The sequence below is a fragment of the Lentzea indica genome (assembly GCF_012184385.1).
Taxonomy (GTDB): domain Bacteria; phylum Actinomycetota; class Actinomycetes; order Mycobacteriales; family Pseudonocardiaceae; genus Lentzea; species Lentzea indica.
In genome coordinates this window covers 1-13,653 of record NZ_VSRL01000001.1, presented here as the reverse complement: position 1 = coordinate 13,653, position 13,653 = coordinate 1, and the positions used below count along the sequence as shown (strand labels likewise).

Here is a 13,653-nt window from a genome sequence, read left to right as displayed (position 1 = left end):
CCAGCGGATCACACTGATCCAATGGTTCGAGCAGAAGGAGGGACGGCGATGCAGATCAAGGTCCTGGGGCCGGTCGAGGCCAAGGTGAACGGTCGCTCGGTGACGCCGTCAGCGGCCAAGCCGCGGCAGATCCTGGCACTGCTCGCGCTGCACTCCGGCTCGGTGGTGTCCGTGCCGACGCTGATCGAGGAGCTGTGGGACGACCGCCCGCCGCGCAGCGCACGCACCACGTTGCAGACCTACATCCTGCAGCTGCGCAGGCTGATCGGTGAGGCGCTGGCCTCGTCCGACGAGAGCGGCGCCAAGGAGGTGCTGGTCACCCGCTACGGCGGCTACCTGCTCGACGTGCCGGAGGAGGCCGTCGACGTGCACGAGTTCGAGCGTCTCGCCCGCGCCGGCCACAACGCCTACGAGGCGGACGACTACGCGGCCGCGTCGCGGCTGCTGCGCTCGGCGCTGGAGATGTGGCGCGGGCCCGCCATCGTCGACGTCCGGCCGGGCATGCCGCTCGGCGTCGAGATCGTGCGCCTGGAGGAGGCACGGCTCGGTGTGCTGGAGACGCGCATCGAGGCGGACATGCGGATGGGCAAGCACAAGTCGCTGCTCAGCGAGCTCGCCGTGCTGACCGTGCAGCACCCGATGAACGAGCACCTGTGCGCGCAATACATGATCTCGCTGTTCCGCGCGGGACGGCAGTGGCAGGCGCTGGACGCGTTCAGGGCGTTGCGGCGCACGCTCGTCGACGAGCTCGGTGTCGAGCCGTCGGCGCGCCTGCAGCAGTTGCAGCACGCGATCGTCACCTCCGACCCGCGCCTGGACCGAGCGGAAGCCCGACAGCTGCAAGGACTTCTGGCCTGATTCAGACTCCAGCGGCCCGCGCCACACTGTGGTGCGGGCCGTTTTTCGTTGTGGGCAACGACTTCTCGCCGAGATGTTCGAGGAAACCTCCACTGGACTACCAGTGCGTGCTGGCAACCTCACTTTGTGGGCGCGCGGAAACGCCCGGTGAGGAAAGGAAAAAAGCCGTGAGCGCACTGACCATCGAGGGTCTCAAGGAGATTCTCAACGAGGCCGCCGGCGAGGACGACTCGTTCAAGGCCGGCCAGGACATTCTCGACACTCCGTTCCTCGAGCTGGGCTTCGACTCGCTGGCCCTGCTGGAGACGGTGGCGCTGATCAAGCGCCGGTACGGCGTCGGTGTCGGCGACGACGAACTCGCGGACATCGAGACCCCGCGCGAACTGCTGGCCAAGGTCAACGGCGACCTCGCGGCCTGACCGCCGGTGAGCCGAGAACGGAGACACGGGGACATGACGCACACCACCACGCACACGGTCATGATCGGTGCTCCCGCCAAGGTGGTGTACGACCTGGTCGCGGACGTGACGCGCTGGCCGTACACCTTCGGGCCCACGGTGCACGCCGAGGTGTTCGAACGCGACGGGGCGACCGAGCGGCTGCGGCTGCACGCCTTCGCCAACGGTGACGTGCGCACGTGGACGTCACGCCGTGAGCTGGACTCGGCGAACCTGCACGTCAAGTTCGAGCAGGAGCGTTCGGCCGCGCCGGTGAAGTCGATGGGAGGGGAGTGGCGCATCGTGCCGATCGCCGACTCGGCCACCCGCGTCGACCTCCTGCACCACTTCACCACCGCGCAGCCGGAAGCCGTCGACGTCGTGCTGAAGGCGGTGAACAACAACAGCGACGCCGAGCTCGCGGCGCTCAAGCGCGCCGCCGAGCTCGGCGACGACTACGACAAGTACGTCCTGTCGTTCTCGGACAGCATCACGATCCACGCGACCCGCAAGGACGTCTACGAGTTCCTGTACCGGTCGGACCTGTGGCCGCAGCGGCTGCCGCACGTCGCCCGGCTCGACCTCACCGAGGCCGTGACCGGTGTGCAGTCCATGGAGATGGACACGCGCAGCCCGGACGGCTCCATCCACACGACCCACTCCGTGCGGGTGTGTTCTCCGCACGACACGATCGTCTACAAGCAGACCAGGACGCCGCCGATCATGGCCGCGCACGTCGGCCGGTGGACGCTCAGGGACATCGGCGATGGCATCGAGGCGGGCGTCGAGGCGACCTCGCACCACACCGTCGTCATTCGTCCCGAGGTCGTGACGGAGGTGCTCGGTCCTGACGGGACGGTCGAGCGCGCTCGTGAACTGATCCGCCACGCGTTGGGCACGAACAGCCTCACGACGCTGCGGCACGCGAAGGAGTTCGCCGAGAACGGCTGACCTCCGGCCTGCTCGCAGGCCTGATTCGTTTGGGGTGATGGGCGATGGCGTTGGCCGGCGTGGACCTGCTGACCGCCGCGGCCCGTGCCGCGGGCCGCAACGGGCTGTACGTGGTGTCGATGTACCTGGAGAAAGCCGCGGTCGAGCACCAGCGCAAGGGATGTCCCTCCGAGGTGGCGCCCTGTGCTTACGAGATCGAGGCCTCCCGCGTACTGCTGTCGGGGTTCTAGATGAAGCTCTACGACATCTCGCTGCGTCGCACCAGCCTGTCCATTTCGGACAGACTGGTCGCGGCGCGGCGCCTCGACGCGCTCGGAGTCACGTTCGTCGACGGAGGCCGGCCGGGTCGATGGTTCTACCACCGGGCCTCGATCGAGCTCCGGTTGCGGACGGCCACCCTCATCGCGTCCGGCGGTGCGGAGGACCTCACGGCACTGATCGCCGCGGAAACCCCCGCGGTGGCAATAGTTGTGCAAGGGCACGGCTTCTCGGTCGTACGGGAGGCCGTGCGTCAACTCGTGCGCGCCGAACGGCGAGTGATCGTCGAGGCGCGGGACTTCTTCGACGGCTGGCTGATCGACCCCGAGCACGCGCTCGAGGTCGTGCTGACGGCCGCGGAGGCTGGGGCGGAAACCGTGTTGCTGCACGACACAGCGGGCAAGCTGTGGCCGGACCAGATCGGCGAGATCGTCGAGGTGGTCGCGGAAACCGGTGTGCCCCTTGGTTTTGGTTGTCACGACGACGGCGGTTCCTCGGCGAAGCAGCTGTTCGCCGCGGATGCGGGGGCTGGACTCGTACAGGGGTTCTACGCCGTCGTTCGAGGTGGCCTCGATCGGGCCGTTCCACCATCGGTGCATTCGGCAGAAACAGGTATCGCTCCCGTGCCCTGTCCGAGATTGGAGCAGACCATGTCCGCACAGACCGCGATTGGAGGTGTCCGATGAGTCGTCGCGCCGTCATCACCGGGGTGGGCGTGGTCGCACCTGGTGGCATCGGAACGAAGGCGTATTGGAAACTGCTGTCCGAAGGGCGTACGGCGACTCGCATCATCACGCACTTCGACGCGTCTCCGTACCGTTCTCGCATGGCGGGGGAAGCAGACTTCGACCCCGTGCGCGAAGGCCTTACGCCGCAGGAGATCCGCAGGCTCGACCGTGCCGCGCAGTTCGCTGTCGTCGCGGGCCGTGAGGCGCTGGCCGACTCGGGAATCGAGTTCGACCAGCTCGACCCCGGCCGCATCGGTGTCTCGCTCGGCACCGCGGTCGGTTGCACGACCTCGCTGGAGCGTGAGTTCATCGTCGGCTCCGACAGGGGCAAGTACTGGGAGGTCGACCAGTCCTACGCCGTCCCGCACCTCTACGACTACTTCACTCCGTCCTCGATGGCGACGGAGCTGGCGTGGACGGTCGGCGCGGAAGGCCCGGTCTCCGTGGTCTCCACGGGCTGCACCTCCGGTCTCGACTCGGTGGGGTACGCCGCCGAGCTGATCATGGAGGGCTCCGCGGATGTCGTCGTCACCGGAGGCACCGAGGCTCCGCTCTCCCCGATCACCGTGGTGTGCTTCGACGTGATCCGCGCGTCCAGCACCCGCAACGACGACCCCACCACGGCGTGCCGCCCGTTCGACAAGACCCGCGACGGTCTGGTCCTCGGCGAGGGTTGCGCGATCATCGTGCTCGAGGAGCTGGAGCACGCCCGCGCTCGCGGCGCGCACATCTACGGTGAGGTCGCCGGCTTCGCCTCGCGGTGCAACGCCTACCACATGACGGGCCTGCACCCCGAGGGCATCGAGATGTCCGACGCCATCAACATCGCGCTGAAGCAGGCACGTTCGGACGCCACGGACGTCGGCTACATCAACGCGCACGGCTCGGGCACCAAGCAGAATGACCTGCACGAGACGGCGGCGTTCAAGCGTTCGCTGGGCGCGCACGCGTACAAGACGCCGGTGTCGGGCTTCAAGTCCATGATCGGGCACTCGCTCGGCGCGATCGGTTCGCTGGAGATCGTCGGCTCGCTGCTGGCGTTCGAGGAGGGACTCATCCCGCCGACGGCGAACCTGCACGAGCCGGACCCCGAGTGCGACCTGGACTACGTGCCACTGGTCGCGCGCGAGGCGAAAGTCGACACGGTCCTCACCGTGGGCAGTGGTTTCGGTGGATTCCAGAGCGCCATGGTGCTCAAAAAGGTGGAAGGGGCAGGCCGGTGACTCGGGCGGTGGTGACGGGAATCGGCATCGCGTCGCCGAACGGGCTGGGGCCGACCGCGTACTGGCGGGCGACCCTGCACGGGGAGGCGGCGATCAAGCCGATCACCCGGTTCGACAGCGCGAACTACTGGGCGAAGATCGCGGGTGAGGTGCCGGGTTTCGAGGCAGGACGGCACCTGCAGGGTCGTCTGCTGCCGCAGACCGACCACATGACGCGGCTGACCCTGGTGGGCACGGACTGGGCGTTGCGCGGTGCCGGTGTGCAGCCGAACGACATCCCGGACACCGACATCGCGGTGATCACCGCGGCGACGGCGGGCGGGTACGAGTTCGGTCAGCGCGAGCTGCAGAAGCTGTGGCACCAGGGCCCCGAGTACGTTTCGGCGTACCAGTCGTTCGCGTGGTTCTACGCGGTCAACACGGGCCAGATCTCCATCCGCCACGGCACACGCGGCCCTGGCGCGGTGGTGGTGTCCGAGCAGGCCGGTGGCATCGACTCCATCGGGCACGCTCGGCGCCAGCTGCGCAAGGGTGTTCAGCTCGCCCTGACCGGCGGCATGGACTCTTCGCTGTGCCCGTGGGCCTGGGTGGCGCACCAGGCATCGGGTTGCTTGTCCCGCAACAACAACCCGAAGCGCGCCTACCTGCCGTTCGACCGTGACGCCTCCGGGTACGTCGCGGGCGAGGGCGGTGCGATCATGGTGCTGGAGACGCCGGAGTCGGCGGCAGGGCGTCCCGGCACCAGGATCTACGGCGAGATCGTCGGGTACGCCTCGACGTTCGACTCGCGGATGCCTTCGAGGGAGCCGGGGCTGAAGCGGGCGGCCGAGCTGGCGTTGCGCGACGCCGGCATGGACGCCTCGGAGATCGACGTGGTGTTCGCCGACGCGGCAGGCATTCCCGAGCTCGACAAGGCCGAGGCCGAGGCGATCAAGGGGATCTTCGGGCCGTACGGCGTGCCGGTGACGGCGCCGAAGACCATGACAGGCCGTTTGTTCGCCGGTGGTGGGTCCCTGGACGTGGCGTCGGCGATCCTCTCCATCTACTGGAGCGCGATCCCGCCGACCGTCAACGTCGAGAACCCCGTGCCGGAGTACGAGATCGACCTCGTCATGAACGAGGCACGGCACGGCAAGGTGAAGGCCGCTCTGGTGCTCGGGCGCGGCAAGGGCGGGTTCAACTCCGCCATGGTGGTTCGCGAGTACAGGTGATGTCACCCGTTGCTCAGGGGTCGCGAGATTTCCCTCGCGGCCCCTGAGCTTTTTCTGGAGGCTTCTTGTGGATGTAGCACTGATGTTTCCCGGGCAGGGGTCGCAGTACCCGCGGATGGCGGCGTCCCTGTACGGCACGGACGCCGTGTTCACCTCTGTGATCGACGAGGTGTTCGAGCTGTTCGGCGAGGTCGGCGCGGTCGCCTGCGAGGTCTGGCTGGCCGGCGCTGACATCGACCACGTGTCGCGCGCCCAGCCGTTGTTGTTCGCGGTCGACTACGCGTTGGGGCGCACCGTTTTGTCGTGGGGTGTCAAGCCCGTCGCGTTGATCGGGCACTCCGCCGGTGAGGTCGTCGCTGCCACGCTGGCCGGCGTTTTCGCTTTGGACGAGGCGGTTTCCCTGGTGCGGGACCGGGTGTTGTCGGCGGTGCCGATTCCGTCCGGCGGGATGCTGGCGGTGGCGGCCTCCGAGGCGGACCTGGTGCCGTATCTGGAAGGCGATGTCGCCATCGCCGCGGTGAACTCGGCTCGGCAGACGATGCTGGCCGGATCGGACGAGCCGCTGGCTCGTGTGCGTGCGCGGTTGGAGGCGGACGAGTACATCGTCGTGACGGTGCCCGCCTCGACGCCGTTCCACAGCCCGGCGATGCAGCCTGCCGTGGACGAAGCACTGGCTTCCTGGAGCGCTTCGCCTCGCGCGCCTCAGATGCCGGTGTACTCGGGTTACACGGGCAAGCTGATGACGTCCGAGGACGCTTTGTCGCCGCGGTTCTGGACGCGTCAGCTGACCGACGCCGTCTACTTCGGACCGGCGTTGAACGAACTGGTGGCGATGTACGACGTCCTGCTGGTGGAGGCGGGACCCGGCCAGACGCTGACGTCCTTCGCTCGCCGCACCAAGGCCGTGCGGTCCGGTGCCTCTCAGGTGTTGCCGTTGCTGGACGCCTCGGACTCCGTTGAGTCCGCCAAGGCTCGTCTGGTGTGAGACGTATAAAAGGGCCGCCCTCTCCCGGTTCGGGGAAGGGCGGCCCTTTGGCGGGCATCTAGTCGATGCCGCGGACGATGTGGTCTTCGTTCTCCGGCGGCGGTATTTCGTTGTTGTCCATACCTTTCACGGTAGGTACGGTGATTCAGCTCTCACTTGAGAGCTAGTCGTCGAGCAGCGCGACGGCCCTGGTCCAGCCCGCTCCGGCGCCCTTGATCTTGACCGGGAACGCGACGACGGTGAATCCGAAGTCCGGCAACGCCTCCAGGTTCGAGAGGCGTTCGATCTGGCAGTACTCGCGGTCGCGGCCGGCGAAGTGCGCTGGCCACAGCACGCTCTCGTCCTTGGTCGCGAGGTAGCGCTTGACGATGTCCGGGAACGGCGCGTCGAGACTGAACGCGTCGGTGGCGATCACCTTGACCCCCAGGTCCAGCAACAGGTTCGTGGCGGGGCCGTCGAGTCCGGTGTAGTCGGTGAAGTAGGTCTGCGTGCCCGCGTGCTCCGCGGCGCCGGTGTCGAGGATGACGATGTCCATCGGCTTCGGCGTGTAGCCGATGCGGGCGAACTCCTTCTCCAGCACCTCGGGGCCGATGGCGCCGGTGCCGTGGCCGCGGACGTCGAGCTTCACGCCGGGGTTGTGGAACCACTCCAGCGGCATCTCGTCGATGTGGCGCGGGATTCCGTTGCCGTACGTGGTCTTCGAGCCGTAGTGGGACGGCGCGTCGACGTGGGTGCCGGTGTGGGAGGTCAGGCTGATCCGGTCCAGCGTGAGGAACTCCGAGTCCCGCAGCACGGACACGTCGAACTCGATGCCCAGCCGCGCCTGGAGCTGCTCGGCCATGTGCTGGGCACCCTGGGCGGCCGTGAGCACCTCGTGCGTCACCGGGTCCGCTTCGTACGCGGATGCGTCAATGTGGGAAGACAGATCGATGATGCGCATGCTTCCGAGCTTGGCGGGCGTTCCTTGAGCACGTCTCAAGACGCGGTGTGCATGGTTTGTCCCACAAGCAAAGTGGTGCAGCCGACACCGTTTCCGACAGGGAGCCATCGATGATCACCTTCGTCAACCGCTTCATGCTCACCGGTGAGCCAGAGGAGTTCGAGAAGGCCTTCGACGAGACGGCGGCGTTCCTGCGGGAGCAGCCGGGTCTAATCAGGTACACGCTCTCGCGCCAGCTGGACGACCCGGCCTCGTACGTGAACATCGCGTTGTGGGAGAGCGCTGACGCTCTGCGCGCGGCGCTGGCGCACCCGGACTTCGGCAACCACGCCAAGGCGATGCGCGGCCTGGCCGAGTCGCAGGGCGCGATCTTCGCCCCGCGCCTGTCGTTCGAATCTCCCGGCTCGGCCTGATGAATCCGTTGCAGGGCCTGAAGGTCGTCGAGTTCGGCGGCATCGGGCCCGGTCCGCACGGCGCGATGCTGCTCGCGGACCTCGGCGCGGAGGTCGTGCGCGTCGAGCGTCCGTCCGGTGGCCTGTCCGTGGTGCCGGACGCCTCCCGCGACTTCCTGTTGCGCGGCAGGCGTTCGGTGTCCGCGGACCTGAAGTCCGCCAACGGCCGTGCCTCGGTCCTGTCGCTGATCTCCTCTGCCGACGTGGTGATCGAGGGCTTCCGGCCCGGCGTGCTGGAAAGGGTCGGCCTGGGTCCGTCCGACTGCCTTGCGGTCAATCCGGGTCTCATCTACGCGCGGATGACCGGCTGGGGCCAGGACGGTCCGCTGGCTCAGCGCGCCGGTCACGACATCAACTACCTGTCGTTGACCGGTGTTCTGCACGCGATCGGCAAGCCACCGCTGAACCTGGTCGGCGACTTCGGTGGCGGCTCGCTCTACCTGGTGCTGGGCGTGCTGGCGGCGTTGTGGGAACGGCAGCGCACCGGCCGCGGCCAGGTCGTCGACGCGGCGATCGTCGACGGTGTGGCGTCGCTGGCGCAGATGATCTGGTCGATGAAGTCGCAGTCGGTGTGGGAGGACTCGCCGGACTCGAACCTGCTGGACGGCGGGTGCCCGTTCTACTCGTTGTACGAATGCGCGGACGGCCGTTCCGTCGCGGTCGGCTCGTTGGAACCGCAGTTCTACGCCCTGCTCGTGTCCGGCCTGGGTCTGTCTGCTGACGATCTTCCCGCGCAGATGGACCGTGAGGCCTGGCCGTTGCTGCGTAAGACGTTCGCCGAGGCGTTCCTGACCCGGACCCGCGACGAGTGGTCGGAGGTGTTCGCGGCCACGGACGCCTGCGTGACCCCGGTGCTGTCTTTGGACGAGGCGGCTTCGCACCCGCATCTGGTGGCGCGCGGAGTGTTCACCTCCGACGGTGCGGCCGCACCGGCGCCACGTTTTTCCGCAGACTAGATTCAGCTTTCGTGGAACTGCGAATCTTCACAGAGCCCCAGCAGGGGGCGAGCTACGACGACCTGCTCCGGGTGGCCAGGACGGCGGAGGACGCCGGGTACGGCGCCTTCTTCCGCTCCGACCACTATCTCAAGATGGGCTCGGTCGACGGCCTGCCCGGCCCGACGGACCCGTGGATCACGTTCGCCGGCCTCGCCCGCGACACGACGACGATCCGGCTGGGCACGCTGATGACCGCGGCGACGTTCCGCTACCCCGGCCCGCTCGCCATCAGCGTCGCCCAGGTCGACCAGATGTCCGGTGGCCGCGTGGAGTTCGGCATCGGCGCGGGCTGGTACGACGCCGAGCACACGGCCTACGGCATCCCGTTCCCGTCGCTGGGTGCCCGGTTCGAGCGCTACGAGGAGCAGCTCGCGATCATCACCGGCCTGTGGGAGACCCCGGTCGGCGGCACCTTCTCCTTCGAGGGCAAGCACTACACGCTCACCGACTCGCCGGCGCTGCCCAAGCCCGCGCAGGAGCGCGTCCCGGTGCTGATCGGTGGCATGGGCGCTCGCCGGACCCCGGCGCTGGCCGCGAGCTACGCCACCGAGTTCAACCTGCCGTTCGTCGGCATCGACGCCGCGGTCGAGCAGTTCGCCCGCGTCGACGCCGCGTGCGCCGAGATGGACCGCGACCCTCAGGAGATCATCCGCTCGGTCGCCCTCATCGCGTGCGTCGGCCGCACCGACGCCGACGTCGCCCGCCGCGCCGCCGTGCTCGGCAGGGAGGTCGACGAGCTCAAGCAGAACGGCCTCTGCGGCACCCCGGCCGAGATCGTCGACCGCATCGGCACGTGGCGCGAGGCGACCGGTGTCCAGCGCGTCTACCTGCAGATGCTGGACCTGGCCGACCTCGACCACATCACCGAGATCGCCGCGGACGTGGCACCCCAACTGGGCTGATATACGGGGTATTGGATATCAGGCGAGTGCTTTGCGAACCGTCGCCGGCATCGGCATGACGTACTTCGCGAAGCGCCGCCGATATCCGATATATCGCAGCTGCAACGCGGGATCGTCGAGGTAGCGGGCCTCGAGCCCGTCCTGCCCGAGCACCAGCTTCAGCCCACGCCCGAGCATCGACGGCGCGTCGAGCTGAAAGCGGTCGCGCAACACATCGGCGGCCGCGTGATCCCCGAACTCGAGCGCGGCCCGCCGAACGGACTCGACCGGCACCATCAGGTACTGCTCGTCGGCGCGGACGCCGTCGCGACAGGCGATGCCCAACGCGCTGAGCGCCTTCTGGTGCGCCCCGCCGTCGAGCCCGAGGTAGTAGCGCTCCCAGTCGCCAGCCTGGATTTCACCGGACCACGTGCGCGCGGGCCCGGTCTGCGCCACTGCCACCGGCCCGTTCGCGAAAACACCCCCGGATGACGCAAGTGCCGTGACACCGGCAGCCGTGAACAACTGGCGTCGGGACAACCTCACGACGCACCCTCCTCCGGAATCCCCCCGAGGAAACCTACAGTTCCCCGCCGCAGGGCTACGGAATGCTAGCGAAGGTGATACCGGGCGCGACGGGGCCAGTGCGGGTCAAAGTGCGGTCCGTCAGGGGGAGCGTTCCCTCCAGTGCCGCGAGCACAGCGTCACGGGCCATCGGCAGCACCTCGGCCACGGTGACGTCGCGGTCCAGCTCATGCGAGAGCGACGCGACGCCCGCGTCCTTGATGCCACACGGGATGATGTCGCCGAACGCGTCGAGGCTGGCGTTGCAGTTGATCTCGAAGCCGTGCATCGTCACGCCGCGCTGCACGCGGATGCCGATGGCGGCGACCTTGCGCTCCGGACCTCGGTCGTCGGCGGGGATCCACACGCCGCTGCGGCCCTCGATCCGGCCGGTGTGCACGCCGAGCCGGTCGCACACGTCGATCAGGCCCTGCTCGATGCGGCGGACGTACTGCACCACGTCCATCGGCTCGGTCAGCCCGATGATCGGGTAGCCGACCAGCTGGCCGGGGCCGTGCCAGGTGATCTTGCCGCCGCGGTCGACGTCGAGGACCGGGGTGTCGCCGCCGCGGGGGCGTTCCTCGTCGAGCGTGCGCCTGCCGCAGGTGTAGACGGGCGGGTGCTCCAGCAGCAGCAGCGTGTCGGGGCCGGTGCGGTTCGCGCGCTCGTCCGCGATCTCCTTCTGGAGGTCCCAGGCCGCCATGTAGTCGATGAGCCCCAGCTCACGGACGACGACGGGGTCTGACGAGGTGCGGCACGAGTTCACGACCCGACGTTACCAACCCCAGAGCGAGTGCTGCCACGAGACCAACGCCCGTCACACCCAGCGCCGCGCCGATGACATCGGTGACCCAGTGCATCTCGAGCACGACCCTGGCGAACCCGCCCACGAGCACCGCGAGCACGGCCCACAACACGCTGCCCCAAGACATTCGATGCCGCAGGAGCACGACCATCGTGAACCCGACCGAGGCGACCGCCACCGTGTGCCCGCTGGGGTAGCTGGGCAGGTGGTACTCGATGGGCCGCACCCGGTCGAACAGCCACCGCACCAGCACGTCGCGCAGCACAGCCCGTGCAGCGCCAACGCCTTCCACAACAACAGATCGCGCCGCCGCCAGGCCAGTACGAACAGCACCGCCGCGAACGCCCACCCGAGCGTCGGCCCGAGCACCAGGCTCACCACGAACGCCGTCACCCGCAGCCACTCCGGCCGCGGCAACCCGTCGTGCACCCACACGTCGAGCCCGGTGACCTCCGGCATGCCGAGCAAGATCCAGGAGATCATCAGAACAGCGGCGGTGACACGCGTCATGCAACCGCCGTGCTCAGCGCGGCCGGCAGCGCCGGATGCATGAAGTGGAACCCGCGGCTCTCCAGAACCTTCGGCGTCAGCCCCGGTCCGCTCAGCAGCAGCTCCTGTGCCATCTCACCGCCGAGCAACGTCTTCAACGCGAACGCGGGCACGACCCACGGCGTCGGCCGGTGCAGCGCCGTGCCGACCGCCTTGGTGAACTCGGCGTTCGTCACCGGCGTCGGACCGGCGACGTTCACGGGCCCGCTGATGTCGTCGTGCTCGACGACGAACCGATAGGCCGACACGACGTCGTCCAGCGACACCCACGGGAAGAACTGCTCGCCGGTCCCGAGCTTCCCACCGAGGAAGAACTGGAACATCGGCTTCAACCGTCCGAACACGCCACCCGACGGCGAGATCACGACAGCGGTGCGCATGAGCACCACGCGCACGCCGCCCTCCTGCGCCACGGTCGTCGCCGCTTCCCAGTCCTGGGTCAGCCGCGACATGAACGTGTGCCCGCCCGGCGCGTCCTCGTCCGCGAGCCGCGAGCCGGTGTCGCCGTAGAAGTGGGCGCCCGACGAGTTCACCAGGGTCGGCACGCCGTGCTCGACGACCGCCGCCGACAACACCTCGGCCGGCACGACCCGGCTGTCGTGCAGCACCTGCTTGCGCGCGTCGTCCCACCGCTTGTCGCCGATGCCCGCACCGCACAGGTTGATGACGGCGTCGACGCCGTCGAACGTTCCCTCGTCGATGCGCCCGGCGTACGGATCCCACCCGCGCTCGTCGGGCGCGGCGGCTTTGCGGCGCACCAGCCGCAGCACCTCGTGGCCGGCGGCGCGCATGGACGCCACCAGGCTCGTTCCGATCAGGCCCGACGATCCCGCGATGACAACTCGCATAGATAGATCGTTCCCCACTGTGCCATCGCCTGCACAGCAATACATCGCATACCGGAGCCCGGATGTGCCGAAGGCCACCCCGGCAGAACCGGGGTGGCCTTCGACCAGTATCCGATATGTCAGCTACCGATACCCAATGTATTGGATATCAACGCTGGTCAGGGCCTCAAAGGCCGAGGTCGGCCTCGAACGCGCCCTCCTCGAGACGGTTCTTGACCGTCGTGAGGAAGCGGCCCGCGTCCGCACCGTCGACCAGGCGGTGGTCGTAGGTGAGCGCGAGGTACATCATCGAGCGGATCGCGATCGTGTCGTCGCCGTTCACGTCGGTGATGACGACCGGACGCTTCTTCACCACGCCGACGCCCAGGATGCCGACCTGCGGCTGCTGGATGATCGGGGTGTCGAAGAGCGCGCCGTTGCTGCCCAGGTTCGTCAGCGAGAACGTGCCACCGGTGAGCTCGTCCGGCGTGAGCTTGTTCGAACGGGCGCGCGCCGCCAGGTCACCGATCTTGTGGGCGATGCCCGACAGGTTCAGGTCACCTGCGTTGTGGATCACGGCGTTGAGCAGGCCGCGCTCCGTGTCGATCGCCAGACCGAGGTGCTCGGCACCGTGGTAGGTGACCTCCTTGCGCTCCTCGTCGATCGACGCGTTGAGCACCGGGTGGGCCTTGAGCGCCTCGATGGCGGCCTTGGCGAAGAACGGCAGGAACGTGAGCTTCGCGCCCTCACGTGCCTCGAACGCCTTCTTCGCCTGGTTGCGCAGCCGGGCGATCTTGGTCACGTCGACCTCGAACACCTGGGTGAGCTGGGCCGACATCTGCAGCGACTCACGCGTGCGCTGCGCGACGATCTGACGCAGACGCGGGAGCTTCTGCACGGTGCCGCGCTTGCCCGAGTTGTCGACCGCGGCCGGGGCGGCGGTGCGGGCGGCAGGGGCGGTGGCAGCCGGAGCAGCGGCGGGCGCG

The 13,653-nt window shown here is 68.4% G+C and carries 17 protein-coding genes; 11 read left to right on the top strand and 6 right to left on the bottom strand.

Annotation, left to right across the window (positions count from 1 at the left end):
* Positions 1 to 48 precede the first annotated feature (48 nt).
* From FXN61_RS00085 to FXN61_RS00050, 8 genes are all read left to right on the top strand, one after another.
* On the top strand, positions 49 to 858 hold the full coding sequence (locus tag FXN61_RS00085; protein WP_167969145.1) for an AfsR/SARP family transcriptional regulator: 810 nt from the start codon (positions 49 to 51) through the stop codon (positions 856 to 858).
* A gap of 167 nt (positions 859 to 1,025) precedes the next feature.
* Positions 1,026 to 1,277, top strand: coding sequence for an acyl carrier protein (locus FXN61_RS00080; protein WP_030465059.1), 252 nt, complete (start codon positions 1,026 to 1,028; stop codon positions 1,275 to 1,277).
* Positions 1,278 to 1,310: 33 nt separating this feature from the next.
* On the top strand, positions 1,311 to 2,246 hold the full coding sequence (locus tag FXN61_RS00075; protein ID WP_167969144.1) for an aromatase/cyclase: 936 nt from the start codon (positions 1,311 to 1,313) through the stop codon (positions 2,244 to 2,246).
* A gap of 44 nt (positions 2,247 to 2,290) precedes the next feature.
* Complete coding sequence (locus tag FXN61_RS00070; protein ID WP_167969143.1) at positions 2,291 to 2,476, top strand: hypothetical protein; 186 nt, start codon at positions 2,291 to 2,293, stop codon at positions 2,474 to 2,476.
* Positions 2,477 to 3,190 carry a hydroxymethylglutaryl-CoA lyase-like TIM-barrel protein gene (locus tag FXN61_RS00065; RefSeq protein ID WP_167969142.1) on the top strand — a complete coding sequence of 238 codons (714 nt, stop codon included), beginning with the start codon at positions 2,477 to 2,479 and terminating at the stop codon, positions 3,188 to 3,190.
* Positions 3,187 to 4,455 (top strand): beta-ketoacyl-[acyl-carrier-protein] synthase family protein, encoded by a 1,269-nt coding sequence (locus FXN61_RS00060; protein WP_167969141.1) that lies wholly within the window; start codon positions 3,187 to 3,189, stop codon positions 4,453 to 4,455. The genes FXN61_RS00065 and FXN61_RS00060 overlap by 4 nt, the downstream gene beginning before the upstream one ends.
* Complete coding sequence (locus FXN61_RS00055; RefSeq protein WP_167969140.1) at positions 4,452 to 5,666, top strand: ketosynthase chain-length factor; 1,215 nt, start codon at positions 4,452 to 4,454, stop codon at positions 5,664 to 5,666. The genes FXN61_RS00060 and FXN61_RS00055 overlap by 4 nt, the downstream gene beginning before the upstream one ends.
* A gap of 82 nt (positions 5,667 to 5,748) precedes the next feature.
* Positions 5,749 to 6,651, top strand: coding sequence for an acyltransferase domain-containing protein (locus FXN61_RS00050; protein WP_167969139.1), 903 nt, complete (start codon positions 5,749 to 5,751; stop codon positions 6,649 to 6,651).
* Between the two features lie 163 nt (positions 6,652 to 6,814).
* On the opposite strand, the gene FXN61_RS00045 is transcribed toward FXN61_RS00050, so the two are convergent.
* Positions 6,815 to 7,591, bottom strand: a complete 777-nt coding sequence (locus FXN61_RS00045) for a cyclase family protein (protein ID WP_167969137.1) — start codon at positions 7,589 to 7,591, stop codon at positions 6,815 to 6,817.
* 110 nt (positions 7,592 to 7,701) lie between these two features.
* Between FXN61_RS00045 and FXN61_RS00040 the strand changes: the two genes are divergently transcribed.
* From FXN61_RS00040 to FXN61_RS00030, 3 genes are read left to right on the top strand one after another with little or no spacing between them, the layout of a single operon-like run.
* The gene (locus FXN61_RS00040) at positions 7,702 to 8,004 is read left to right on the top strand and encodes an antibiotic biosynthesis monooxygenase family protein (protein WP_167969136.1); all 303 of its coding nucleotides are present in this window, start codon (positions 7,702 to 7,704) and stop codon (positions 8,002 to 8,004) included.
* The gene (locus FXN61_RS00035; protein ID WP_188134519.1) at positions 8,001 to 8,999 is read left to right on the top strand and encodes a CaiB/BaiF CoA transferase family protein; all 999 of its coding nucleotides are present in this window, start codon (positions 8,001 to 8,003) and stop codon (positions 8,997 to 8,999) included. Before FXN61_RS00040 ends, FXN61_RS00035 begins: the two co-directional genes overlap by 4 nt.
* 11 nt (positions 9,000 to 9,010) lie before the next feature.
* Positions 9,011 to 9,943 carry an LLM class F420-dependent oxidoreductase gene (locus FXN61_RS00030; RefSeq protein WP_167969134.1) on the top strand — a complete coding sequence of 311 codons (933 nt, stop codon included), beginning with the start codon at positions 9,011 to 9,013 and terminating at the stop codon, positions 9,941 to 9,943.
* An 18-nt stretch (positions 9,944 to 9,961) separates the two neighbouring features.
* Here FXN61_RS00030 and FXN61_RS00025 read toward each other — a convergent pair whose 3' ends face one another.
* The 5 genes from FXN61_RS00025 to sucB all read right to left on the bottom strand — a co-directional run.
* On the bottom strand, positions 9,962 to 10,468 hold the full coding sequence (locus FXN61_RS00025) for a hypothetical protein (RefSeq protein ID WP_167969133.1): 507 nt from the start codon (positions 10,466 to 10,468) through the stop codon (positions 9,962 to 9,964).
* 55 nt (positions 10,469 to 10,523) lie between these two features.
* Positions 10,524 to 11,252 carry a lipoyl(octanoyl) transferase LipB gene (gene lipB, locus FXN61_RS00020; protein WP_167969132.1) on the bottom strand — a complete coding sequence of 243 codons (729 nt, stop codon included), beginning with the start codon at positions 11,250 to 11,252 and terminating at the stop codon, positions 10,524 to 10,526.
* The gene (locus FXN61_RS54055; RefSeq protein ID WP_167969131.1) at positions 11,209 to 11,694 is read right to left on the bottom strand and encodes a phosphatase PAP2 family protein; all 486 of its coding nucleotides are present in this window, start codon (positions 11,692 to 11,694) and stop codon (positions 11,209 to 11,211) included. The genes lipB and FXN61_RS54055 overlap by 44 nt, the downstream gene beginning before the upstream one ends.
* Before the next feature lie 103 nt (positions 11,695 to 11,797).
* Positions 11,798 to 12,688: a TIGR01777 family oxidoreductase gene (locus FXN61_RS00010; protein ID WP_167969130.1), complete on the bottom strand. Its 891-nt coding sequence runs from the start codon at positions 12,686 to 12,688 to the stop codon at positions 11,798 to 11,800.
* A gap of 166 nt (positions 12,689 to 12,854) precedes the next feature.
* On the bottom strand, positions 12,855 to 13,653 hold a 799-nt coding region (gene sucB, locus FXN61_RS00005; RefSeq protein ID WP_167969129.1), incomplete at its 5' end, for a 2-oxoglutarate dehydrogenase, E2 component, dihydrolipoamide succinyltransferase.